This is a genomic window from Iodobacter violaceini (genome assembly GCF_011601265.1).
Lineage (GTDB): Bacteria > Pseudomonadota > Gammaproteobacteria > Burkholderiales > Chitinibacteraceae > Iodobacter > Iodobacter violaceini.
This window is the reverse complement of the sequence record NZ_JAAOLX010000001.1, coordinates 277,332-302,424: the sequence shown is the minus strand read 5'-3', so window position 1 is coordinate 302,424 and position 25,093 is coordinate 277,332. Positions and strand designations below refer to the sequence as shown.

Genomic DNA, 25,093 nt, shown 5'->3' with positions numbered 1-25,093 from the left:
ATTCTATCTATAGTGTATTTTCTTTTATATAAAACCCCGCCATCGCAATTGCGAATTGGGCGGGGTTTTTATTTTTTACCGAATATTTTGCATTAAATAAACCATTGTTGCAGTAATGCAAATTTATAATAATTTTTTTTGTATATAAATCAAAGTGTTATTGCAAAGACCAGGGTTTTTGATTATTTGCTTGTCATTGTTCGTCACCTTTATGATAAATTTTGGTTATTGATATATAAATCATATTTTTCATAACTAATTGGAATAAAAAGCGAGCGCTTTTTATCAGTCAAAGGGGACGACATGCATTTCAAACCAAAACTACTGGCGATTGTGATTGCTCAGATCACGGCTTCTGCTCTGGCTTACGCTGCAGATCTTCCAACGAATAAGGTTGAACGCGTTGAGGTAGTGGGCTCCAATATCAAGCGGATTAATAAGGAAGGCCCGTCGCCGGTCACCATTATCAAGCGTGATGAAATTGAAAAATCCGGTGCCACCACCGTGGTAGAAGCGCTGGATAACCTGTTGCCTAAAGCTTCCTTAGAATTTGCCACCGATGGCGGCCGGTTTGCACCGGGCTCCAGTACCGTGGGTCTGCGTGGCATGGGGGCCAAAAATACGCTGATTTTATTGAATGGCCGTCGCTTAGCGCCCAATGGCTTTGCTGATGTGGATACCAGCCCGGTCAGCCTGAACAATATCCCGCTCTCTGCCATTGAGCAAATTGAAGTGCTTTATGATGGTGCAGCGGCTATTTATGGCTCTGATGCGGTAGCTGGGGTGATTAACTTTAAAACCAAGCGCAATTTTCAAGGCGTTTCAGTCACGGGTAAATACGGGCAAAACTTTGCGGGCGATGGCCAGGATTTAGTATTGGGTATTGCAGCCGGCTTTGGTAATTTAAATGAAGATAATCAGAATTTATTAGTGACGCTGGATGTAACGGATAAAAAACCGACTCTTGATAATAAGCATGATGCAACCAGAAATCTGGATAAACGTGGATTAGGCGGGGCAGATAATCGCTTTACCGGTTTGCATGGTGGCGCTTATAAAATTAAAGGGGGAACAACGACTCTGTTGCCTGGCTGCGAAGGCAATGGTGAAATTGTGACCGATCAATTTGGCAACCAGAAATGCTTTTCTAATGAAAATCTTTACCGCAGTGCACATATAAAGCGCTTAAATGCCAATGCGCTTTATAACTATCAGATCAGTGATGATGCCTTATTATTTGCCGAGCTGGGCATTGGGCAGGACAGACAAGCATTTGAAAGCTGGCCACTTTCTATTCCCGCGGCACAAGCAGTTATTAAAGCGGGTGATGCGGCGTATAAAGATGTGATTAACGGTGTAAAAACAAATGACAAGGATATCACGGTTACCCGGCGTATTTATGAAGCAGGATTAGCGCAAAATAATGTAGACAGCGATACGCTGCGCGCTGTTTTAGGGGCTAAAGCCTCGCTGGGGGGCTGGGATGGTGAAACTGCTTTAACCTACAGCAGCAATAAGAGCAGTCAGGCAAGAGATCGCGCTGACGCGGCAAAAATTACTGCTGCCTTTAAAAAGGGCGGATATGATCCGTTTGTGGCCAATAATCCGGTTGAATTAGCCAACGCCTTAATTACATCCCGTTATCGTGAAGGCACTGCATCTTTATTAATTGGTGATGCGCGTGTATCTCATTCTTCACTGTTTCAATTAGCGGGTGGTGATGTTGGTTTTGCTGCCGGTGTGAATATTTTAAAAGAAAAAGCGGTTGAAGACAGCACCGTAGAGAACAGCCGCTGGGTTAAATCAATCTATGGTGAATTAAATATCCCGGTATTAAAAAACCTGGAAATACAAGCTGCATTGCGTTATGACCATTACGACGATGTGGGCGGGGCAACATCGCCTAAAGTAGCTGTTGCTTATCGCCCTGTGGAATCTCTGTTATTACGCGGATCGGCCACAAGCACATTCCGAGCGCCCAGCTTGCAGCAATTAGGCATGTCGCCTACTCCAAGCTATTACTTTTATAATGACTGGGCCCGCTGCAAGCCAATGGGTGTTCCAAATGGCGAATGCATTGGCAGGGTTGATTTAAACAGCCGCAGCAATCCGGAATTAAAACCTGAAACATCCAATAACTTAACACTGGGTTTTGTATTCCAGCCACTAAAAGACCTGTCACTGAGCATTGATTGGTACAGTATTAAGCAAAATGATGCAATTGCACGCCTGGATCCGCAGTTTGTGATTGATCACGAAGACAGCAATCCTGCTATGGGCAAATTAATTAAACGCCTGGCGCTGGATCCGGATGAATTAAAGAATTATCCAGGTTTAACCAGGGGTAAAATCGAAGTCATTGATTTACCTTTGGCCAATATTGGGCAAATTGATACATCAGGTATCGATGTGGATTTCAATTTTGCTTATAAAACCAATGGCTGGGGCAAGTTTACATTCCGGGATCAATTCAGCTACCTGTTAAGTTATAAGAGCTCTGATCTGGAAGGAACAGATCCTGTAGAGCGTACGGGTGGATATAATAATCCTGACTGGTCTAACCGGATTTCGCTGGGCTATCAGTATGCAGAATACGATGCCACTTTAACCGCCAAAACGTATGCCCGTGTGCATGATGCAGCTGATTTACCGGAAAACAGCAGTAATCCGGATGGCTATTTGCCTTCATATACTGTGTTTAATTTATCTGCGGGTTATCAGCTCAACAAAAATACCTCTTTTGTATTGGGCGTGAATAATCTGTTTGATAAAGTTGCACCATACTCTGTTGATGGTGGCGGATATAACGGTACCACATCAGGCCGCTACGGATTTATTGGTTTTGATTACAAGCTTTAATGAGTCATTAAAATAAACAAGCAGGCCTTTGGGCCTGCTTGCGGGTCATCATTGAATCTGATTACGCTGCCAGCGCCACCCAAATCTCGGTACGTAAATCTTTAGGCGGGGTATTGTGCGGTAAATTCAGATATTGCTCGATAACGGGCACATTGGCGGGCTGCTCGCCGCTTTGTGGCAGCCATACCCCAAACAGCCAGTGATAAGCCTGTTGCAGCTCGCTATAGGGGCCCCGGTGCTCAATCACCCCGTAACGCCCGGCTGGGATTTGTGTGCGTGCCAGCTCATCAGGCAAATCGCCACCGGCTTTGATTTCTACGCAGGCATCAGAGCGTAAATCTGTCTCGGCCACACTCTGCGGATCATCATGGTATTGGGCAAACCAGCGTACTTGTTGTGGATCAACAGGCAGTGCAGTCTTTGATAATTGCAACCGTGCAAAGGCCTCACCAATCTTCAGATAAGAGCCATGATGGCGGCTGGCTGCCAAGTGAATCGGCGTATCAAGTTTACGAAATTCAACGTTATACATACCAAGCTCCTGATTAATTTGAGAATGGATTTGGCTGAGTCTTTGCCTGCGGTAAGCCCCGGGTGGCATGCCGTGCGCGGCAGCAAAAGAGCGCACAAATGCCGCACTGCTTTGATATCCCGCACGCTGGGCAATGCGGATTAAGGGAATATCGTTCGCTTGGGCTAATTGCCGCGATGCATACAGCAAACGCATACGCAGCTGAGTGGCGTTGACTGTTTCGCCCATCATTTCACGATAAATACGGTGAAAATGAAACGGCGAAAAATGCGCAATGTCCGCTAATTGCTCAATTGAATACGACGCTGTGGGATCTTGCCAGATGGTATTGACCACCCGCATCAGCCGCCGCCCATAATCCTCTACCGTTGGTTTTCTCATCCCTCTCTCCATGCCTTGCAGATTAAGCAGATACGATTGATATAGGTTGCGAAGTTTTGAGGAGATTTTGCCTGATACGCTTTGGCAAGTGATACAGATAAATTGCAGGCTTGCGTTTATGCGCGTGATCAGCTGGCGATGTGCCAGGTCATGCAGAGTAATAAATGCAGATTATCTGAATGAGGGAAAAAGCTTGGGGGGATGGAAGGAGCGCTGCTGCAGTTAACAGATCAGAAGCTTATTGCCGCTTGGATAGCAGAAGTTTTGTCTGGAACCGGTGTTTTTTTGGGGGGAAGGCGTTGCTGCCTGTGGAAAACGCATCAGCAAAAAGCGGGCAGTGCCCGCTTTTTGTCGCTATGGATTAAGCCTTAGGCTTGAGTAAGTCCTGGCAAATACCACGCTGCGGATCGCTGGCTGGCAGCTTGCTGCAGATACCATCAAGCTGAGTCAGCACACGGCCAACTGCTGCATCGTGCTGTTTGTCTTTATTCCAAGTGGCGAGCTTATTGACGATTTTTTCAATAGAGCGGCGGCTGCGTTCGTAAAAGGCATTGGGTGTAACGGCGACTTCTTTCAAAATGCCTTGCGCTGTTTGCTCGATGCGCTCTTCATTTTGCGGTGCCAGATCAACCAGTGCGCTTACATAGCTGCTGCCCCATTGCACGCGGGTGGCAGGGCCTTCGGATTTTTTATACGCTTCTTCGTACCAGCCTAAGGCACCCGTCTTATCGCCACGTTTTTTGGCATTAGAGCCTAAGGAAAGCATAAAGTAGTAAGGTGCGTGCGAGCGTTTTAGTTCGGCTTTAAGTAAGACATCCGATTCATCCAGCAAGCCTGCTTCGCTGAGTGTGTAAGCCGCAGTGCTGATCACCGATTGGCGCTCGTAGCCATTAGTGGTGGTTTTGTCTGCTTCTGCCACGCGTTCAAGCACTTCTTTAATCATAGGCGCAGCCAGTTTGCTGTCTTTGGCCGCATCCAGCCTGGCCAGCGCGACCTGGCTGGTCAGTGCGCTTAAGCGATCATTGGCCGATAGGGTTTTATCCAGCGCCAGTTGTTGCAGGGCTTTATTCCAAGCTTCGCTTAACTTGCTGCGCTCGCTGGTTTGCGCCTTACTTAAATAGCCAACAATTTCGGTGGCGCTATTGACGAGCACATCAAAGTTATCGCGCGCTTGCTGCTTATCAGCCAGCACTTTATGCACCAGCGCCAGCTCTTCTGCCGGGCCTGTTGTTTTCTCATCACCCGCTGCTTGCGCAATGGCTTTCAGCTGCAAATGCGTTGAAGCGTAGCTTTCAGTGGCCGGTACAGATTTGGCCAGGGTTTTAAGCGTTGCAGCCAGCTGATCTTCGGGCACCAGCTGAGCCTGATCAGAATCCCATGAGTAATCGGCCAGTAAGCGCCAGTCATCCGGGCTGAGCTTGCCACCGGCCAGCGCGCTGCTCAGCGTTTCTTTAACCGGGCGTGCATTAGAGAGGCCCAGCTCCAGCGTGCTCAGGTAGCGATCGGCATCCACTTCACCCGGCAGGCGGGTGATTTCGGAGCCATCAGGCTTAAACAAAATCATGCTTGGGTAGCCGCGTACTTTAAATTGGCTGGCCAGCTTTTGTGCGCCTGCACTATCACCATCGATATACACCGGAATAAATTGTTTGGTGCGATCAATAAAGCGCTGCTGATTAAACACTGTGGCTTTAATCTGATTGCAAGGCGGGCACCATGTGGCCCCCCAGTATAAAAACAGCGGCTTTTTCTCTGCTTTGGCCTTGGCAAAAGCCGCAGCCACATCACCTTGCTCCCATGCGATACCGGCAGGAGCAGAGGAAGAAGCGGCAAAAGTGCTGCCACTGATCAAGAGCAAAGCAAGTGAGTTGACGAGTTTCACGATGAGCATTCTTTATACGTATTTTGATGTATGTATCTTATCCGATATATTTATTGGGAATAAAAGATTGTGAGTATTTCAGGATGTTTGTTGCGATATGACGACAGCTTACTATTGCAAAAGGCACTAAATCGAAGCCCTTACGCACTTTTATAGCTTTCCATATTCTTTCGACAAGCAAAATAAATTAAGCAGCTGGCAGGGCAAAGTGCTTTGATCTGCATGGCTGAGCGTATCTGATAGCTGCGAAAGTAACTGTGCAGTCTGAAGCAAGCCTTGTGCAGTAAGCTGCATTTGTTGGCGCTTGAGTTGCTGAATGGCGGATTGCCTCTGATGTCTCAGCCCCTGACGCAGCCATCTTCCAAGCAGCTCATTAAGTTGATCGAGCTGCTGCTGAAGCGGGCTGGTTTGCCCTCCGGTTTTCCAGTGAGTAAGGGAGCATGGAGCCGCAGGCTCACCATGCAGAGAGGTAACGCAGGTCGAATTGGCGGCGCTGATGGGGTTTAATTGCAATATCCCATCGTGGCGGGAAAACTCGCCACAGATGGCGGTCAGGGGATTCTCTGAATCTGCAAGCAAAGCCGCGAGGGTATCCACCGCATGTGGCGCGCTGCGCTGGTGTTTTAATTGCAGGTGCACAAGGTCTGTTTTGTCTGGCCCGCATTGCAGATGGGCATGCACTGTTTGCTGTGCGCCATCCCAGCCCCAATCAAGCACCGAGCTGACCGGAAGCAGGTATAAGTGCTCGAGCAAGTGGCGGGGCCGGGCGAAATCCGGATCTGCAGCCTGCAGCCACTTATTCAGGCTTGTGGCATCGGGGTGGCGTAAAGGATAGGCGAGCTGCTGCCAGGCTTGCGGGGTAAGTGGCAGCACATTGCTGTGGCGGCGTGTATTTGCAATTTCAAGCGCACCATTGGCAAAGCGCCGGGCCGCTTGAGTGACAATCTGGCTTTGAGCCAGGCGTGCCAGTGATTGTCCCAGATAGCGTCGTTGCCACAGAGGGGTATTGTTCTCCGCTTCTTTAGCCCATTGACGTTCAATCACTAAGACGGCGAGCGTGTCCGGGTCGGCAAATATCAGGCGGGCCTGCTCTTGTTGCTCGTCATCACTGTATTGGGCTCCCAGTGCAATCAGCCGCAAATGATCTAAAGACACCTCGCCTTTCACTCCCGCGCCTAAGAGCTCGCTCGGGGGGCGAACGGCATTGTCCTGCTGATCGAGATATGACGCCGCTTGCCATCGGGCCATCAGCTCACAAAGGAGCTGCAATTCACGCTGAGGGCTGGCACGGCTGGAGCGGTTGGCCTGCTCGATCAGTGATTGTTTCAGCTCGGCCAGCGCTTCAATGATCCAGCGCCAGCCCAGGTTTTCAGCAAGCTGGCTGGTATGGGAAAAAAGTCCCTCTAAATGAGAGAGGGGTTGGCTGCTGCCATCCTGCCATAGCTGTAAAGCCAGTTTATCTAATTCCTGATCCAGTGCCTGAGCCGCCTGCTGATCCAGCAGCCTTGTCTTGCCTTCAGTTTTTTTGACGGCCAGATTCAGCTGTGTCCAGTCATTGTCCGGTGCCTGGGCAAAGGCCATTACCGCCAGCGCAATATGCTCGCACATCTGGCTTTCTATGCAATCGCAGCGGGCATGGCTGAGGTTATGGCGGGAGAAAAAACGTACGGTACACATGGGGAGTTGTGCGCTGGGATTAGGGTTTGTGGCCTGCCAGCTGTTGAGCCGCAGCACGGTGCCTGCATCCGCCAGCTTGCGGGCTTTTTGTAATGTGGCAGGCGGCAGTTCGGAAAGCGCCGGACTGAATTGAGCAGGGCTCCATGGCATTTCAGCTGCTGCATCTGCATTGCCCCGGGGGGACGCTGCAGCCCACTGCTGATAGGCCAGAACCAGAGTGACCCGGTGGCGGCACAAGCCGCTGGCAGGGCAGCTGCACTGGGCATCACGCAGGCTTTTTCCGGCAGGAAGTGTGGCGATGTGCTGATCGCTGTATCTGGCAATCAGCGCCCCGTCTTCACTGATTTCCAGCTTAGGGGCTTTGCCTTCGGCCAGCTCTTTATGGGCTTTTTTAACAAAGCCCGCGTTGGCCAGCGCAATCAGCGCATCGTCGTTCAGTTCAAGTAAATCCGGGCGAAGAATCTTCATTGTTGTACCTGTCCGGCCAGCCATGCGGCCAGCTCGCCAGGCGTCATTGCACCAATCTGAGCCCCTGCATTAACCAGCTTTTGCGCCAGCCCCCTGTCGTAATTCGGCTTGGCCGCAGAATCCAGCGCCGCCAGCCCCAGCACCTTTACCCCCGCTTCACACAGCTGACGCGTGCGGCGGATCAGCTCGTACTCGCTGCCACCTTCATAAAAATCGCTGATCAGAACCACCATGCTGTGGCGGGGATTGTGGATCAGGTTTTGTGCATAGCCGACTGCGCGGGCAATGTCTGTACCGCCGCCAAGCTGAACTTTCATCAGCAGCTCTGCAGGGTCACTGACATCATGACTGAGATCGACCACGCTGGTATCAAATGCCACCAGGTGAGTTTTCATGCCAGGCAGTTGCCACAGGCAGGCGGCCATCACGGCGGCGTGAATCACGGAATCGACCATCGAGCCACTCTGATCCACCAGCAATACAATATCCCAGCGTTCGGTATGCCTTTTACTGCGGCTGATAAACAGAGGGGTTTCAATAAATAGTTTTTGTTGCTGCGGATGCCAGCGGTGCAAATTGGTGCGTACGGTGCGTTTAAAGTCGAAATTGCTGGCGATACGCATCCTTGATGGCCGGCGCCGGTCGCGCGTGCCTGCAAAGCTTTGACGCACTTCTCTGGCTAGTTTTTCCATAATGCGCCGCACGACTTCGGCAACCAGCTTGCGGGCCGCGGCAAGAACCTGCGGATTCATCAGATGCTTAGTGTGCAGCACCGCCCGCAGTAAGCTTTCGGATGGCTCAATCCGTTCCAGTACTTCAATATTGGTGACGACTTCATCAATGCCAAAGCGCTCTACCGCATCGCGCTCCAAACGTTCAATGACTTCCTGCGGAAACAACTGGTGGATACTGTTGACCCAATCCGGCGTACTGAGCTGGCTGGCCTCCTGGCCACCCCGGCGTTCCGCTCTTTGGGCCAGCTCCGGATCACGTCCATAAAGCCACTCCAGCGCGGCGTCGGCTGATTGAGCATGTCCGCTCAGCCCGCCAAGGCTTTCCTGTGCGGCTTCGCCCAGCAATAAGCGCCAGCGTTGTATCGGTGAAGGTAAGTTAAGGCTGGTTTTAGTCATTGAGTGATCGCTGCCCATCAATCGGGTGCATGGAGATGCAGCCCCATTGTTGTAATTTGGATATGGCTTGTTTTTCTTTTTGCTGATTGGCAGCAAAAAGCTCAGGCGCAATATTGCAAGGTACTGCAGTCAGGCTGCTCTGGCTGAGCGGGCTGTGATGCAGCTGTAAAATTTGCCGGGCCAGATGCCCGCGCTCAAGGCTGGGCAGCCAGGCGAAGGCGGCCCGTAATGCGGGCAGTGCCTGCACAAAATCTTCATCATCAAACTGGCAGATCAGCTGATTAAGTGTGCTGATAAAGCCTTCTGCATCAATCAGCTCATGGCGTGCCAGTGCCAGCAAGCCCTGCAGCGCATCGCCCAGTGCATTGGCGGGCAAGCCGGCCAGCAGGGTGATGGCGGCGTGTATTTCGGAGGCGTTTTGCTCATGGCCAACGCTGAGCAGGCAGCCCAGCGCCGCACCACGGCTGACGGCAGCCGCCTGAGGATGACGGGCTTTACGCTCGCACACTGCCAGCGTGCGGGTGACGGGCAGCTCTCCCAGTGGCTGGCCAATACTGGCTTTGGCATCGCGCAGCAACAGCCGCAGCGCCTGCCAGGCGGCAAGATGCGCATTGAAATCCTGTGCCGTGACGCTGCCATGCGCCTCGGCCAGCCACAATAGCCGGTCGAGTGTGATGTGCAGCAGATCAAGCAGAGCAGGGGCATCGGCCATGTCCAGCTCGCTGCCATGACGATAAAGCCCGTGGCAAATGGCCAGTGGCTGGCCCAGAGCCTCGAAACGGCTTTCTGCACAGATCGCCGTTTGGAGCTGCCTGAGTAATCCCTGGCTGAAGTGAGCCAGCCCGGCCTGGGCTGCACGGTTGAGCAGCCGGGCTAAATCCTGTGTGCCCGTGCTGGTGGCTAGTTGTTCTTCCATGCGGCCAATAGCCGCATCCTGCAGGGTGGCCCCATAAATGGCGGCTTCGATTAAGGCCGCCTGTTGCTCAAGCGGAGCGCTGAGCTGCCATTGTTCGGTCCGCTCGCCTGACATTGCCCAGTTGGGGCCGCTGATGCGTTTAAAACCCGGAATCTGCAAAATGGCCAGGCGGTGCAAAACACGGCTTTTCTGGCGGTCAGGCGGATCAAGCAGGGCGAGGGTGATGACTGCGCTTGTTTGCAGCTGCATCTGATTCAGCTCGTTTTGCACTGCATGGTATAAGGCGGGTAAAGGTGTGTTTTTGGCCAACTGGCCCGTTTGATCTCCGGCCAGTACATCCATCATTTCAACCAGAACGGGATCGGTGCCTTTTCGCAGAGGCCCGCGGTAAGTCCATGGCAGAGGGGCATCCAGCGCATCGCGAACCAAAGAGCCTGCCAGGGCATCCAGATAGTCATGCCGCAGCGGGGTTTCATGCCCGCGCAGTCTGGCTAAAGCCTGTGTACGCAGATGCACTGCTTGCAGATCAGCCGTTGAAGCGGGCAGTTTTTTATGTCGCAAGCGTTGCATAATCGTTTGCAGCAGCGTATTTCCGGCCTGCAGCAGGCCCTGATCCCACACTGCTTGCTGAAATGCGGGCGAGGGCATACCGGAAGCATAGCCATGAAAAGCATCCAGGCGCTTGCTGGTATAGGGCAGCAGATACGAGCCAGTGGTGATGTCCTGCTCTGGCCGTTCTTCAATACATTCGGCCAGAGAGGGGATGCCGGGTGGCGGGCTTGCCGGGCTAAAACCCGTCAGCAGGGGCCAGCGTTTGGCCAGCGCGGGTGCATGGTAGCCACCACACACCACCAGCACGCTGCCATGTTGTGCCGCCCAGGCAATCCAGCGCGCCATCATTTCTTCGCGCGCCTGATTGCTGCCTGAACCCGGATCATCGCCACGTAAATGAATAAAATACTGGCTGAGGTGTGTGGCCAGATCCTCGCTCTCTGCAGCCTCAAATAAATGGTCCCACAGCGCATCGCGGCCTTCGATGCCCAATTGCTGGCTGAGTTTGGCTTCATAGGAGCAAGCCAGTTGTTCCTGCTCACTATCACTGATATCGGCGTAGCGGTTGCTGATGCCGGCAAATGCATCATGCCATGCCGGCAAGTCGATAAAGGCCAGCCGGGCACCACATGCCCGCCCTGTGTGTAATGCCTGCCACTCAGGCGAGTATTCTGCAAAGGGCGACCATGAGGCCCGGTGCAGCTGGCTGCTGGCAGAGCAAAAGCTATAAATGGCCAGGGGAAGGGTATGCGCTAAAAAAAGCTCGTCCAGCCTTGAATTAAAATCGGCCGGGCCCTCAATTAATACCCAGGCGGGGCGGCTGTCCTGAATGCGCCTGGCCACCAGCCTGGCGCATGCCGGGCTGTGATGGCGAACGCCAATAATTTCTACAGAATGGCTCATGGCAGGCGATGGCGGGCTGCGTAGTAATCCTGCCAGTGCCGGCCTTCACGGCGGGCTACTTTTTGCTCGAAGTAACGCTGTAGTTTATTGCGGTCGTCTTCATTATCTTTAACGATGGTTCCGGCGATACACTCAACCAGATCGGCCGGATTGCCGCTGCGCTGCTCCAGAAACCAAGCCCTTACGCCTACAGCATGGGCGACATTGACCGCCTCGGCGGTAGACATCACGGCATTGAGTTTGTCCATCTCGTTGCCACCCTGCTGCAAGCTGGCGCGCAGATCACGGAAGGTGGTAACTAACAATTCAAGCACGGGCTCCGGTACGTGCTGGCTAATGCCGCTTAATTCCAGCAGCGCCGCCGAGCGCTGGGCAACCAGCTCCAGCTCCTGGGCAAAATCCATAATTGGGAACACGGTTTCAAAATCGAAACGGCGCTTTAATGCAGTGCTCATTTCGTTAACGCCGCGATCACGGGTGTTGGCGGTGGCAATAATATTAAAACCTGCCCGGGCGTACAGCATGGCGTGTTCTGCGCTTAGCTCTGGTACGGCCATGACGCGGTCAGACAGCATACCCAGCAAGCAATCCTGTACTTCAAGCGGAGCACGGGTCATTTCTTCAAAACGCACCAGCTTGCCCTGTTGCATACCCTGATAAAGCGGTGCCGGCACCAGCGCGCGCGGGCTGGGGCCTTCGTTGATCAGCAGGGCGTAGTTCCATGAGTATTTAATCTGATCTTCGGTAATCGACGCCCCGCCCTGGATAGTGAGTTTTGAATCACCACTCACGGCGGCGGCCAGCAGCTCAGACAGCATGGATTTGGCCGTGCCCGGTTCGCCAACCAGCATCAGCCCGCGGCCGGTGGCTAAAGTCACCAGCATCCGCTCAATTGCCGCAACGGGAGCCACCATTTTGCGGCTGATTCCCATGCTGGCGTCACCCAGAATAAAGCGGCGGATTGCATTTAAGCTGAGCAACCAGCCAGGCGGGCGCGGATCACGATCCTGCTCTTGTAAGCGTGCCAGCTCACCGGCATAGGTGATTTCGGCTGGCGGGCGTTGCAATGGGTGATTAGACATAGTTCACTCGAAAAAAATCTGGCTTATTTGTGTGTGGAATAAAGCGGTTTTGGGCTGCTGGCACGGCATCTTCTTCACCGCTATCGGCTTGAGCTAAGGGCTGACAGCGGCAAAAAAGATGGGCGTGCTGGCTAGCTCACCAGAGCTTCCATATCCCGGATCAGCTCACTGGCGGTAATCGGGTCAAGAGTGGCGAAGTTTTCCCGATTGTCTCTTTGCCAGTGACCTCCTTCTTTGCAGATAGTGAGTTCTTGCAGTTTTTGCTCGGGATATTCATCCAGCATGCCAACGATCATGCCGGGGTCGAAAGTCAGCTCCAGCAGCCGCCCCTGGCCGATATCCTTGGTGTAATACCAGATGCCTCCGGCGTCCTGTGCATCTCCACGCCGCCAGCCACGGCTGGTGAGGCCAAGGATTTTCCCCGTTGCCACTACGCGGTCTTTCCAGCGTAAAAGCTTGCATTGCTCTGCTTCATTTGCAGAAAAGCGGTGACTTTCCCGACCTAATTGCGGGAAGGGCTGAAGCAGCTCGTAATCGGCAAAAAGCTGGCTGAAGAGGGCCGATTCGGCGGCTGGCATTTCCAGTGCATGGGGTAAGCCGATACGAATTTCACCTTCGGGCAGGACAAATTCATCATCATCGCCTGTGCTATAGCTGCCATCTTCGGCTACGCGGAAGTTGCCAAGCAGCGTGCCGCCAAAGCGGCCATCGCCTTCTGTGCTGTAAACACCCCACACCAATCTTTGCACCAGATGGCGAACCAGCGGGTGTGTTGCCAAAAACTGCACAAAAACACTGACAGGCCAGCGTCTGCGCTGACACATGGCAATTTCCAGCCTTTGTACCTGCTGGCTGGCAATGGTTTTAACGTCTTTTTTGAGTTGCTTAAAGGTATTGACCGCGTCTTTGGCCAGCTGCTCATCATCGGTTTTTTTAGGCTTGGGCAGATCGGGAAGCCGTGCTCCATCCATATCCCGCACATAGGGCTTGAGGGTTTCATCAAAGCCGACACGAAATTGCCGCGGGCCAAAATCAAGTAAGAGTGTACCGTGCTCATCCAGCCCTAAATCGGGCGCTAAACGGTCTTCCAGCTCTTCGGTGCTCAGCTCTCTGGCTTCTGCAATGGCCGCAATTTTTTCTCTGGCTTTATCTTGCAGGCCTTTGAACTTCACTTTTTGGGCGATGCCATTTAAAAGCATTAAGGCCACATCGCTGCCTATGGTGGCTAAGACATCCAGCCCGGCTACGGCGCGGGCGTGCTGAGATTCACCCGGCCACGCCCTGATCAGTGGGGTGAGTTTGCGGGCGGTGTCGTCGGTGCCCAAAAGACCCAGCGCAGAAAATGCCCAGTTTTCTTTGGAAGGTGCCGCTGCAAACAGCCACTGGTTAAAGCCATCCCATGCAAAATCAGCCAGTGATTGTGGCTGGCAGGCCGCTTTTACCTGACTGATACCGGGGTAAATGCCTTCCGTGCTTGGGAAACGCAGCATGGTGCTGAGGTGCTCTAAGGCACTATTGGGCAGTGCTTTGCCATTACTGACAAGAACTGGCCGGTGCAAACTTTGTGCTTGCCAGAAGGCTGGTGCTTTAGCAATTTTGGCAGGGAAGCGATCAAGCGGATCTTCATCCAGCATGGCTTGCACCGCGCTAAGGACTTCGGCCTGCTGGTAGCGATTGGCAACCTCATGAATCAGCTCCGTATGCCCTTGCGCGGCGAGCAGGCGTAAAGCAACGCTGGCGCAATCACGCGCTTCACCACTTTTGCCAAGGGCTGCGGGCAGTAAACCAGTAATGGCGTGCTCCGGGTATTTAAGCAGCCATTCACGCGCAAGATTACGGGCTGTTTTGAGCTTGAGATAAGCCCGGGCAATAATGGGAGCTAAGGCTGCCCAGCCAAAATTAAGCGCAAGGCCAATCTCTGTTGCAGGCCTTTGCTGCACACAGACCAGCAGCCCGTCCAGACCTTTCAGCCCAAAACTGGCCATTGTAAATTGGGCGCTGTAGCCATCATCTGCGGCAAATACCGGCCAGACTTGCAGCGCCATTGCCTCGGGCAACAAGGTTAAATACCGTGAGTCTGTACGGCACCACCAGCTGATCCTGGAGGCTTTATAGTTTTTCCAGGCTTGGATGAGTGCTTGCGCATCATTTTGGGTGAGGGCGCTAACGGCCTGTTGCTTGATCCCAGCAAATATTTGTTGCTCATTGCTGCCCCGGCCGGGGCGGCTAAAGCCCAGTTCTTCCGCCAGTGTTTCTGTGTTTTTGCGCGCATTATTAAAACGCTCCACATACCACTTGGGTTGCTCAAGTATTTTCTCTTTTTCACCCGCAGCCCATTGCTCCACTGGGGCCAGAGGCAGTACATCTAATTCAAGTGCAGCCACGCTGGCTTTTTTCTTTTGCAGCCACGGTGGATTAACCAGCACACCTGGCAGCTCTTCTTCACTTGCGGTTTCGCTGGGCTGGGCAAAACGGGCTAATTGTTCATTCACAACGGCCAGTGCCGGAGAGCTGAGCCAGCTCCATACCCGCTCAAGCGCCGCCGGATTGCTTTGGATCAGCATGGATAAAGTGGCTGCCAGCAGTCCGTTTTCTTTGCTGCTTGAGGCCAGAAGATCAGTCAGGGTGGCAATGGCAGCCAGGGGCCAGCGTTTGCAGGCATCAATAAAGCGGACCTGATTGCTTTTACTTTGACTGGCAACCCGGGCAAGAGCAGAGAGTGCTTCGGGGGTGCCGATGCGGGCAATCATGTCTGCGGTTGCTTCGTGCATGATAAAACGTTCGAGCAGCTCAGCAGCTGCGATGCCGTGCTGCCGGATAACGGTGCTGGGAAACACTGCATAGCAGGCCAGCCAATCGCTTTTTGTGCCTTTGATCACGGCTTTGCGTGCTTCGGGTGAAGTAACAACGGTGGCCAGCATGGCCAAATCGACATCGGTTTGAGCCAGCTCCAGGGCTAATGCGTTGGCAAAGTCCGGGCGTTCAGGTAAGAGCAGGGCAACCAGCATGCGGCGGGCAGGGGATAAATCAGGCGCCATGGCTTGCAGATAATCTGCTGCGGCTTGCCAGCTTGATTCGTCTGCCTGGGCAAGGGCGGTGCGAAAGAGCAGCTCGGCGTCGCAGAAGCTGGAGTAGCTATTACTCAGACAGCCTTCAACTTCGTGGCTCAGTGTGTAAGTGTTGATGCGGCTTTGGTAATCCCAATCACTGTGAACATTTATTTTTTCTGCTTCGACCAGGACTTTAATGGCATAGGCCAGCCCGTGCCCGCTGAGCAAATAATGCGTAAATGCAATTGAATCCCCTGCTGTGCCGTAATAGCCACCTGTTGAGCAGGCTAGCGCGAAGATGACGGCATCAGATTCAAAGCTGCCTGTGCGTTTGCCCGTGTTTAACCGCATCAGCGCTTCATTGCAAGCGGCAGCAAAAGGGGTGCCCGTTTCGGATATTTGATAGATGTTTTTGCTGCGGGGGGTGTCTTTTTCTTTCAGGCTGTCTGCAAATTGCTGCCAGCTGGCATCCGCATTGAGGCTATGCGGTTCACCGGGGTGCTGGCGGTTGGGATAGGCCTGCTTGCTCATTTCTGACGTAAGCGCAATCAGCTCGCCTTCCAGCCAGGGCGGTACTGCACCTTGCTCCTGCTGAAGCGGGGCGCTGGTAATAATTACGTCTTCGATGGCTTTTGCTGCTGGCTGGTTTTTGATTGGGCTGCTGGTTTCTGAGGATGAGACCTCTGAATAGCCCTTGCTGATTTTTTCTTGAATCAGTTTTGTTTGTGCAGCGCTGGCTTTATCTGCGCTGGCAAATTCTTTGGTCTGGGTTTGCCCTTTACTGCCTATTCGTCCCCAGCAGATGTTCAGATTGAGGCCATCTTGTTCCACTTCCCAAAATTTACTGGATTGCCCTTCAGTGTATTCAAATCGCTTCATCACCATTCCTCAGCTGTATATGTTGCAATAATGTCATGTGATGATTGGTTTGTGTCAGAAAAAACACGGGGTTTCTTTGTTTTTAATCAGCTAAATTATTCTATGTATTTACAGCTGATATTTTTTGAAAGGCCAGCGGGCTACGTGTTTGCATACCCGGCAAAATGAAAAACGGCCCATTCTGATGTTTACTGGCAGTTTCTTATTGCGGCGAGCCGCTGCAAATGCGGGGCATTTTGCTATGCCAAAATCATTGCGTGAACAAAATGGAGCAAACGGGGCTGAGCGGTTTCAGAGCAGTGTCACCCCTGGCAGGCTGATGCGGCTGACTTCGCGGGTGGTGGTGACAAAGTCTTTTACAAAGGCGGTATCGGTCTGGGCCTGGGTGACGGCGGCGTAGAGGTCGGATGTCAGGCCTTGCTCTGTGATGGGTTTGGCCACCACATAGCCGCGCTCCAGATAATGCTGCACGCTCCAGCTGGGCAGGGCGGCGATGCCCCGGCGGCTGGCGACCAGTTGTAAGATGGCGGCGGTCAGCTCGGTGGTGCGGCGCTTGGGGTTGATGCCTGCGGGCTTTAATACTTTGCGGATTAAATCCAGCATATCGTCCGGCACGGGGTAGCTGATCAGCGTTTCATTAGCAAAATCTTCGGCGCTTAAAAAGGGCTTCGTTGCCAGCGGGTGATCTTTGGCAATCAGCGCGATCATTTCATAGCTGAACAGCGGCTGATAGCTGATGCCTGGCTCATCAGCGGCCTCGGACACAATCGCCAGATCGGCGCGGTCTTCAAATAAAAGCTGCACCGGGTCGGCATGAAAGCCAGACACGATATCCAGCTCGACCTCCGGCCAGTGGCCGCGAAAGTCATCCATGGCGGGCATCAGCCAGTCAAAACAGGTGTGGCATTCCACTGCAATACGCAGCTGGCCTGCTTCGCCTTCTCGTAATTTAGTGATATCCCGTTCGGCCTGATCGATGCGTGGCAAAAACTCGGCCGCAAGCTGGGCCAGTTTTTCCCCTGCTGCGGTGAGTTTCAGCGGGCTGGATTTACCCGGGCTGGATTTACGCAGCAACAGCGGCAGGGCGTAGTGGTCTTCTAAAAGGCGAATCTGATGCGACAGCGCCGATTGCGTCAGGTGCAAACGCTCCGCCGCACGGGTCAGATTGCCCGATTCTCGAATCGCGAGCAGGGTTTTAAGGTGGCGAAGTTCGAGTAAGGATTGCATGATGAATGACCTGTTTAATCTTTTTAAAATCTGAAGTCTGCAGATACAGAGTACGGGGAGAAAACCTAAAAGCTAGTCAGGATGTGGCTCACATTAACTTCCCGAAATACCGCACTTCGCAGGCTGGGTTAGCAGGCTTTCTCGCGCAACCCAACGTTCTTTTTCCAGAGATTTTTGAATTTCTTTCATCGTAATTATGAAAATAATGAATTTGAATCATAGCAATTCCACAGGCATGATACAAATCATATTCATGACAAACAGAGATTGCGATGACTATTACTCATACTACAAAGGCCCATATTCTTGGTTTTCCGCGCATTGGTGCACAGCGCGAGCTTAAATTTGCGCTTGAGCAATTCTGGAAAGGCGAGATTGATGAAAGTGCTTTGGCGCAAACGGGTAATGCTTTGCGCCGCCAGCACTGGCAATGGCAAAAAGACGCTGATCTGGATTTTGTTACCGTGGGCGATTTTGCCTGGTACGACCAGATGCTGAATGCTTCCGCGCTATTGGGTGCTTTGCCAGCGCGTTTTGGTTTTGATGCTAAAAATTTAAGCCTGAAACAATACTTTGAACTGGCCCGTGGCAATGCCGCGCAGCCTGCACAAGAAATGACCAAATGGTTTGATACCAATTACCACTATCTGGTGCCAGAGCTGGATGAGAACACTGATTTTGCCGGTGGTGTGGATTGGTTCTTTTATGAAATTGAAGAGGCACGCTCCCTTGGGCATGCGGTGAAGGCGGTCTTGCCCGGCCCGATCACTTTCCTTTATTTGGCTAAAGCCAAAACAGCAGGCTTTGATAAGCTCAGCCTTTTGCCCAAAGTGGTGGCGGCCTATGCGCTCATCCTTGAGCGCTTGGCAAAATTAGGTGTGGAATGGTTGCAACTCGATGAGCCGATTCTGGGCTTAGATTTAGAAGCAGAATGGCTGGCCGCATTTGAGCCGGTGTATCGCAGCTTTGCCTATACCGGCCCTAAAATTTTACTTGCTGCTTATTTTGAATCAGTTGCGGCTCATGCTGCCCTGTTGCGTGATTTGCCGGTAGCCGGTGTGCATCTTGATCTGGTGCGCGCACCGCAGCAATTAGACGTGTTTGCCAACAACTGGCCTGCCAGCAAGGTGCTGTCGCTGGGTGTGGTGGATGGTCGCAATATCTGGGTGAGTGATTTATCCGCGCTTCTGGCGCAGGTAAATGCACTGCAAGGCCGCAATATCTGGCTGAGCGCTTCATGCTCGCTCTTACATGTGCCGGTGGATTTGGCCCAAGAAAGCAAGCTGGATGATGAGTTAAAAGGCTGGCTGGCGTTTGCTAAGCAAAAACTACAAGAAATCAGCGTATTAAAACGCGCCCTGAACGGGGCTGATGTCAGCGCGGAGCTCAGCGCTAACGCCGCCAAAGTGGCCTCACGCGCGGCATCGCCACGGATTCATAACCCGGCGGTGAGTGCACGTGTTCAAGGCTTGCAAGAAGCAGATGCCCGCCGCCATGCGGTGTTTGCTACCCGCCAGGCTGAGCAAAAATTGCGTTTTAATTTGCCGCCATTGCCTACCACCACCATCGGCTCTTTCCCGCAAACCAAGGAAATCCGCGCGGCGCGTGCAGCATTCAAAAAAGGCACGCTGGCACAAAACGATTATGTGGAGCAGATGCAAGCCGAGATTCGCCTTGCGGTAGAAAAGCAAGAAGCCTTAGGTATTGATGTGCTGGTCCACGGCGAAGCCGAGCGCAATGATATGGTGGAATACTTTGGTGAGCAGCTATCTGGTTTTGCCTTTACCCAGTTTGGCTGGGTGCAAAGCTACGGCAGCCGCTGCGTTAAACCGCCAGTGTTATTCGGCGATGTAAGCCGCCCAACGCCGATGACGGTGGAGTGGACAAGGTACGCGCAAAGCCTGACGCAAAAGCCCATGAAAGGCATGCTGACTGGCCCGGTCACCATCTTGCAATGGTCGTTTGTGCGCGATGATCAGCCGCGCTCGGTGACTACACAGCAAATTGCCCTGGCGATTCGGGATGAAGTGGTGGATTTGGAAGCTGCAGGCATTGGCATTATCCAGATTGATGAGCCTGCATTCCGTGAAGGCCTGCCGCTTAAAAAGCGTGATTGGGCCGCATACCTGAACTGGGCGGCGGAAGCATTCCGTATCTCTGCATCTGGGGTTACCAATGCAACGCAAATTCACACCCATATGTGCTATTCGGAATTCAACGATATTCTGCCCGCCATTGCCGCGATGGATGCCGATGTGATCACCATTGAAACCAGCCGCTCGGATATGGAATTGCTCACCGGCTTTGGTACCTTCAAGTATCCAAATGAAGTGGGCCCGGGTGTGTACGATATTCACAGCCCGCGCATTCCACCCGTGGAAGACATGTTGCGCCTGATCGCCAAAGCCGCTGAAGTGGTGCCGGTTGAGCTGTTGTGGGTGAACCCGGATTGCGGCCTGAAAACTCGCAACTGGCCGGAAACCGAAGCAGCCCTGGCTAATATGCTGGAAGCCACCCGCCAAGCGCGTCAGCATTTAGCCGAGCACGGCCAGCTGCCAAGCTTTGCCAGCATCCCGGCTAAGCCGCATGTGAATGGGGCGTGTGCCTGCCACTAAGCTCTCTTTGCAGCCCCTCTGCTCAAAGGGCGGGGGGATTCCTAAATTGGCTGAAGATTAAATCTTCTCAGGGGGATAGTCCGCAGGTGCGAAGCAAAGTCAAAAAGACCTTTTAGTGCCTTCGGCACGTTGATTTAGGAGCGGGAGCCCCCGTGGGGGCCTTCCTTTCTTGAACGGCCAAGAAATGAAGCGAAACCGCAACCTCAAAAGCACGAAGACCCCTTCACTGTGGACAGGCGGCGGCGGGCGGGACTCGCTCGTGCCTCGCTGCCCCTGGCCGAAACGCCCCGCTTGTTCCTCGTTCCGGAGTGTTTCAAGGGGACAATAAAAGCCCTGTGCAAAAAGTGCGGTTAAAATGCTTTTCGCTGTTTGCTAATGAAAAAATAATTTGCTTAGCTCGTATGGGGTGAAACCCGCGTCTTAATTCAAGATTGCTCGCGGGCTTCACCCACCTCGCTAAAAATGCATCGTACTTATCAGGTTTAATTTGATGTGTGGGTACAGCTTGGTACCTGCCCTATGAAAGCACCCACTTTTCCCGACCTGGTGTCACCTTAAGCCTGACCAGTTGCCAGCTTTCAAGAGTACAATGGCATCTGTTATATGCCAGACAGGATACGTTATGCAGGTGCCTGCATTCCCTCCCGATGAGGCCTTGCGCGTAGAAACACTGCGCGAGCTGCTGATTCTGGATACGCCGCCTGAAGCGCGTTTTGATAACCTCACTCGCGCCGCAGCTGCATTTTTTCGTGTGCAAGTTGCTGTTGTCAGCCTGATAGATGCAAAGCGGCAATGGTTTAAATCGGCCTGCGGGCTGGACGCTAAAGAAACAGCCCGTGATATCTCCTTTTGCGGCCACGCTATTTTGCAGGATGAAGTGTTTGTGATTGAAGACGCACGATCAGACGAGCGCTTCTTTGATAACCCGCTTGTGCTGGGCGATCCCCAAATCCGCTTCTATGCCGGAGCGCCCTTAAAAGTCCGCAACGGCATGAACCTCGGCACGCTCTGCCTGATCGACCCAGCCCCCCGAAAACTGCAGGATTTTGAAATAGAAATGCTGGCCGATATGGCCGGGCTGGTGGTGCAGGAGCTGGAGCTGGAGCTGGAGCGGGTGAAGGTTGAGGTGGTGGTTGCTTAGGAGACGCTTCGTAACTATGAACCTTAAGTCGTTTCGTTCTTTCGGCGTTTAAAGCGCATCACCCTACAATTTAAATATAAAGAATTAATTATTTATCCCTGCTTGTTATCGTTTAATTGGACGAAATGCTTCGCTGCTCGAATCTCCTATCTTTTTTTGTTGTGGGTATTGTGTTTTTTATTCATTCTAAATAGTGATTTTTTTTGTTGTTTTGGGTTAGTACATCTTATTAACTAGGGGGCAGAGACATACAATGCGCTATCAGGGGAGAATCAGTGAGTGGAAAGATGAACGTGGTTTTGGGTTTATTACACCGAATGGAGGTGGTCCAAAAGTCTTCTTACATATTTCTTCTTTCTCTCGTCGTGCACGGAGGCCAGTTGTCGGTGTCTTTGTTACCTATGAGCTATACACCGATGAAATAGGGCGGCCAAAGGCAAATGCTGCTCAATTCGTTGGCGAATTAAAGTATAAGTCACAGGAAAGCAACCCAATCATCTTCATTATTTTTACTATTTTGCTAGTCATGTTTGTTGCTTATATTGCCTTTGTTCGCATCTCTCATCCAGGTAGCACCGTAACTGCCAGCGTGTACAAGATATTCTCTGCACGCGAAGCCCTTCGGTCTAATCCCCAGTTTCAATGCGAGCCTGAAAAGTCCTCATGTTCGCGAATGTCTTCTTGTGCAGAAGCCCTCTTTCATCAAGAACGGTGTGACGTTTCCAATATGGATGGAGATCGGGATGGCATACCTTGTGAACAGCAGTGGTGCAAGTGAGACATGTAGGGGGGGGTATCAACCCGAGCTGATTGCTCATTTTTATATTGGGGACGGGCTGCGCTTTACGCTAAGCCGCCCTGTCTCGTACCTGTTTTGGAGACCATTTTGGCATTTGATGATCTTTATCGGCTGAGTGCTCATGCAGTCATTACCAATGATGCAGGGGAGGTTTTGCTGCTTAAGGCGACTTATGGATCATTGGCCTGGGGCTTGCCTGGTGGCGCATTGGAGCCGGGGGAAACAATCCATGAATGTGTGCAGCGCGAATGCCAGGAGGAGCTGGGGCGTGATATCCATATTTTGCATCTGACGGGTGTTTATTATCACAAGGCTTATAATTCTCAGGCTTTTATCTTCAGATGCGATCTGCCGTCTCTGGATGAAATTATCTTAAGCCCTGAGCATTCAGAGTATCGGTTTACGCCTCTTTCTGAAATGAGCGCTGTGCAGCGCCACAGAGTGGAAGATTGCCTCAGATATAGTGGTGTTGTTGCGAGTGCGAAGTTTTAATTCATGTGATGGTCTGTATGTGCGGCAGCTTAGTGTTATCAGCCCGCGCTGTTTACCTGCTCTTATGTTGAAGTCAGATTGACGGCTTAAGCCTTTGCCCAAGCCGCCTTCCCTCGCTTCGTTCTGCTTTTAATCCTGCAGCCTATTGCCGCATCGCAATCGCAACCCTGTTCAGGGCATTCATATTGGCAATGGCAAATGTCAGGTCTGATATTTCTTGTTCGTTAAAATGTTTCTTTAATAGCTCGAAATCAGCATCGGGGGCGTGGGTGGTGGCGATTTGGCTGAGTGATTCGGCCCATTGAAATGCCGCGCGTTCTTGCTCGCTAAAGAGCGGGCTGCTGTGCCAGCCAGCCAGGCTGTCTAAACGCTCGTTATTTTCCCCTGCGGCTCTTAAGGCTTTGCTATGCATTTTCAGGCAAAACGAGCAGCCGTTGATTTGCGAAACACGCAAATACACCCATTCCAGCAGTGTTTTATTTAATGCGCTGTTTTCTAAATAACTTTTAACACTGCGTAATCCCGTCAGTGCTTCGGCGGATAAATCAAAGTAGGGGAGGCGTAGCTGGCTCATTTTAAGCTCCTGGTTGATTGGCTGCTAAATGGCGGTTCATCACGATGCGCTGGCTAAGCCGCTGTACGCTTGGTGCACAGAGCATGACGATGGTAAAGGCTGCGGGCCAGGCGGTGATAAAGGCGCGGCCCCAGCTGGCAAAAAAGTGACCATTCAGGCCGGCCACAATCCAGGTGACCCAGCCGCTCATCACGCCGGACATCAGCAGTGACATCAGAAAAGAGAAAACCCAGCGGAATTTTTGTGCATCAGACATTTTGCTTAGCTCTTGTGTGTGTTGAATGAAGATGAGCATAGCAAAAGCGATTAAATGAAAATACAATCATAAAATCAAAGTTAAATTCCAAAAATGAAATCATGCTCGATGATCTGGCGCTGTTTGTTTGTATTGTGGAAGCAGGCAGCTTAAGTGCTGCGGCAAAGAAAATGGATTTACCGCCGGCCACGCTGACCCGGCGTTTGCAAAAGCTGGAGCTGCAGCTGGGCTGCCGCTTACTGAACCGCAGTGCGCGGCGTATGCAGGTAAGCAGTGAAGGTCAGCAGTATTACGAGCAATGCCGCCCGCTGCTGCAAGCTTTGCAACAGGCCACGCAGGCATTAGATGCCACGCAGCACAGCGTAAGCGGGCTGGTGCGCGTATTGGCGCCGATTAATCTGGCCAATGGTATTTTTCGCTCCTGCTGGGCCAGCTTTATGCAAAAGTATCCTGAGGTAAGGCTGGAATTAAAACTGAGTAATTTGCAGGAAGACTTGATTGCCAGTGGTGCTGATCTGGCGCTCAGGGCGGGTGAGCAACAGGATTCGAGCTTTAATCAGCGCCGCCTGGGCGAGGTGCATTGGGTAACGGTGGCCTCTGCCGCTTATTTGCAGCGCAGCGGCGCGCCACTTACACCGGATGATTTACACCAGCATCAGCTGATTCTGGCCGAGCCGATGACGCGCTGGGTGTTTGTACATAAGGCGAGTGGGGAAGAATGCATCGTGCAGGGCCAGGCGCGATTCAGGGTAAACGAGATGGCTTTGGCGGTGCATATGGCTAAAGAAGGCGTGGGTATTTTATCCTGCCCGGTTACCGTGTGCTGCGAAGAGCTGGCGGGCGGCGCTTTGCAGGAAGTGTTGCCACAATGGCAGGCCGATTCCCGTGCTGTGTATGCCGTGTGGCCACAACAACGTTATCTGCCTGCCAGGGTGCGTGCATTACTTGAACATCTTTTGGCTTTTGCAGCGCAGGAGCCATTGCTGAATGGGGCCGCAGGGCTTAATCAATAAACTGAATATTGTGCCTGCCGCACCAGGCTTTGATTTCTTTTTCGCTGCATTCTTTTTCAAAGCGATACCAGGCGGCCAGCAATTGATGCCGGTCTGCCCAATCTTTAAACCGGCCCAAAGCACCCTGATGTCTGAACATGGCCCGTACTTCATTATATAAATCAGGTGCATATTCTTCGGCAAAACAAACAGGCAATTGGCTGCCTAAGCCCAAATCATTTTTTGTGGGTAAAGGCAGGTAAAGATCTGCATCATCCAGATTGCCGGGTAATTCTTCCAGATCAATCGCATCTAAGTATTCAGACCGCAAATAAATTTTGCCACTTTCAATATGAATAAATCCTTCGCAGCTTTGGAAAGGATCACCACTCATAAAATCAATGGCTTCAATGATATCGCTTAATTTAACTTTCACAGCTATTGCTCCGCTATCTGTATTTTTTTAAGAGATAGTTTGTGATCAGTATTTAAACAGCTTAATTAAATGCTGATAAAGTAAGAGGGTATTAATATACCCGTCATTTTACCCATGGTGCAATAAATATTTCAGCTTAACTTATGAGTCATTGTATAAAAATTACATATGCACTGCCTGGATGCGGGGGGCTTAAAGCAGATAGCACTGAGCCATGAAAGGAAAATCCTCTGATCATGCTCTGCAAGAT

The 25,093-nt window shown here is 52.1% G+C and carries 17 protein-coding genes; 6 read left to right on the top strand and 11 right to left on the bottom strand.

Features of this window, described 5'->3' with window-relative positions; all coding sequences use genetic code 11:
- The first annotated feature begins 303 nt into the window (after nucleotides 1–303).
- On the top strand, nucleotides 304–2,859 hold the full coding sequence (locus HA050_RS01300; protein ID WP_166821077.1) for a TonB-dependent receptor: 2,556 nt from the start codon (nucleotides 304–306) through the stop codon (nucleotides 2,857–2,859).
- A gap of 61 nt (nucleotides 2,860–2,920) precedes the next feature.
- On the opposite strand, the gene HA050_RS01295 is transcribed toward HA050_RS01300, so the two are convergent.
- From HA050_RS01295 to HA050_RS01260, 8 genes are all read right to left on the bottom strand, one after another.
- The gene (locus tag HA050_RS01295) at nucleotides 2,921–3,772 is read right to left on the bottom strand and encodes an AraC family transcriptional regulator (protein ID WP_166821074.1); all 852 of its coding nucleotides are present in this window, start codon (nucleotides 3,770–3,772) and stop codon (nucleotides 2,921–2,923) included.
- Nucleotides 3,773–4,133: 361 nt separating this feature from the next.
- Nucleotides 4,134–5,663 carry a thioredoxin family protein gene (locus tag HA050_RS01290; RefSeq protein WP_166821071.1) on the bottom strand — a complete coding sequence of 510 codons (1,530 nt, stop codon included), beginning with the start codon at nucleotides 5,661–5,663 and terminating at the stop codon, nucleotides 4,134–4,136.
- Nucleotides 5,664–5,804: 141 nt separating this feature from the next.
- Complete coding sequence (locus HA050_RS01285) at nucleotides 5,805–7,799, bottom strand: YehQ family protein (protein WP_166821068.1); 1,995 nt, start codon at nucleotides 7,797–7,799, stop codon at nucleotides 5,805–5,807.
- Nucleotides 7,796–8,929, bottom strand: coding sequence for a VWA domain-containing protein (locus HA050_RS01280; RefSeq protein WP_166821066.1), 1,134 nt, complete (start codon nucleotides 8,927–8,929; stop codon nucleotides 7,796–7,798). Before HA050_RS01280 ends, HA050_RS01285 begins: the two co-directional genes overlap by 4 nt.
- Nucleotides 8,922–11,300 carry a DUF5682 family protein gene (locus HA050_RS01275; RefSeq protein WP_166821063.1) on the bottom strand — a complete coding sequence of 793 codons (2,379 nt, stop codon included), beginning with the start codon at nucleotides 11,298–11,300 and terminating at the stop codon, nucleotides 8,922–8,924. The genes HA050_RS01280 and HA050_RS01275 overlap by 8 nt, the downstream gene beginning before the upstream one ends.
- Nucleotides 11,297–12,382 (bottom strand): ATP-binding protein, encoded by a 1,086-nt coding sequence (locus HA050_RS01270; protein WP_166821060.1) that lies wholly within the window; start codon nucleotides 12,380–12,382, stop codon nucleotides 11,297–11,299. Before HA050_RS01270 ends, HA050_RS01275 begins: the two co-directional genes overlap by 4 nt.
- A 131-nt stretch (nucleotides 12,383–12,513) precedes the next feature.
- Nucleotides 12,514–16,311 (bottom strand): WGR and DUF4132 domain-containing protein, encoded by a 3,798-nt coding sequence (locus tag HA050_RS01265; RefSeq protein ID WP_166821058.1) that lies wholly within the window; start codon nucleotides 16,309–16,311, stop codon nucleotides 12,514–12,516.
- A 291-nt stretch (nucleotides 16,312–16,602) separates the two neighbouring features.
- On the bottom strand, nucleotides 16,603–17,538 hold the full coding sequence (locus HA050_RS01260) for a LysR family transcriptional regulator (RefSeq protein ID WP_166821056.1): 936 nt from the start codon (nucleotides 17,536–17,538) through the stop codon (nucleotides 16,603–16,605).
- 272 nt (nucleotides 17,539–17,810) lie between these two features.
- On the opposite strand from HA050_RS01260, the gene metE reads away from it, so the two are divergent.
- The 4 genes from metE to HA050_RS01240 all read left to right on the top strand — a co-directional run bounded on the left by metE (nucleotide 17,811) and on the right by HA050_RS01240 (nucleotide 22,585).
- Nucleotides 17,811–20,153, top strand: coding sequence for a 5-methyltetrahydropteroyltriglutamate--homocysteine S-methyltransferase (metE, locus tag HA050_RS01255; protein WP_166821054.1), 2,343 nt, complete (start codon nucleotides 17,811–17,813; stop codon nucleotides 20,151–20,153).
- 622 nt (nucleotides 20,154–20,775) lie between these two features.
- The gene (locus HA050_RS01250; RefSeq protein ID WP_166821052.1) at nucleotides 20,776–21,294 is read left to right on the top strand and encodes a GAF domain-containing protein; all 519 of its coding nucleotides are present in this window, start codon (nucleotides 20,776–20,778) and stop codon (nucleotides 21,292–21,294) included.
- A gap of 253 nt (nucleotides 21,295–21,547) precedes the next feature.
- Entirely contained in the window at nucleotides 21,548–22,072 is a 525-nt protein-coding gene (locus HA050_RS01245; RefSeq protein ID WP_166822067.1) for a cold shock domain-containing protein, read from the top strand.
- 108 nt (nucleotides 22,073–22,180) lie between these two features.
- Nucleotides 22,181–22,585, top strand: coding sequence for an NUDIX hydrolase (locus HA050_RS01240; RefSeq protein ID WP_166821050.1), 405 nt, complete (start codon nucleotides 22,181–22,183; stop codon nucleotides 22,583–22,585).
- A gap of 142 nt (nucleotides 22,586–22,727) precedes the next feature.
- On the opposite strand, the gene HA050_RS01235 is transcribed toward HA050_RS01240, so the two are convergent.
- The gene (locus HA050_RS01235) at nucleotides 22,728–23,159 is read right to left on the bottom strand and encodes a carboxymuconolactone decarboxylase family protein (protein WP_166821048.1); all 432 of its coding nucleotides are present in this window, start codon (nucleotides 23,157–23,159) and stop codon (nucleotides 22,728–22,730) included.
- Nucleotide 23,160: 1 nt separating this feature from the next.
- Nucleotides 23,161–23,415 (bottom strand): DUF2798 domain-containing protein, encoded by a 255-nt coding sequence (locus HA050_RS01230; RefSeq protein ID WP_166821046.1) that lies wholly within the window; start codon nucleotides 23,413–23,415, stop codon nucleotides 23,161–23,163.
- A 101-nt stretch (nucleotides 23,416–23,516) separates the two neighbouring features.
- Here HA050_RS01230 and HA050_RS01225 point away from each other — a divergent pair, with 101 nt between their 5' ends.
- On the top strand, nucleotides 23,517–24,428 hold the full coding sequence (locus tag HA050_RS01225) for a LysR family transcriptional regulator (protein WP_166821044.1): 912 nt from the start codon (nucleotides 23,517–23,519) through the stop codon (nucleotides 24,426–24,428).
- Here the strand turns inward: HA050_RS01225 and HA050_RS01220 are convergent.
- Nucleotides 24,418–24,843 carry a hypothetical protein gene (locus HA050_RS01220; RefSeq protein ID WP_166821042.1) on the bottom strand — a complete coding sequence of 142 codons (426 nt, stop codon included), beginning with the start codon at nucleotides 24,841–24,843 and terminating at the stop codon, nucleotides 24,418–24,420. The two genes, HA050_RS01225 and HA050_RS01220, sit on opposite strands and share 11 nt — an antisense overlap.
- Nucleotides 24,844–25,093 lie beyond the last annotated feature (250 nt).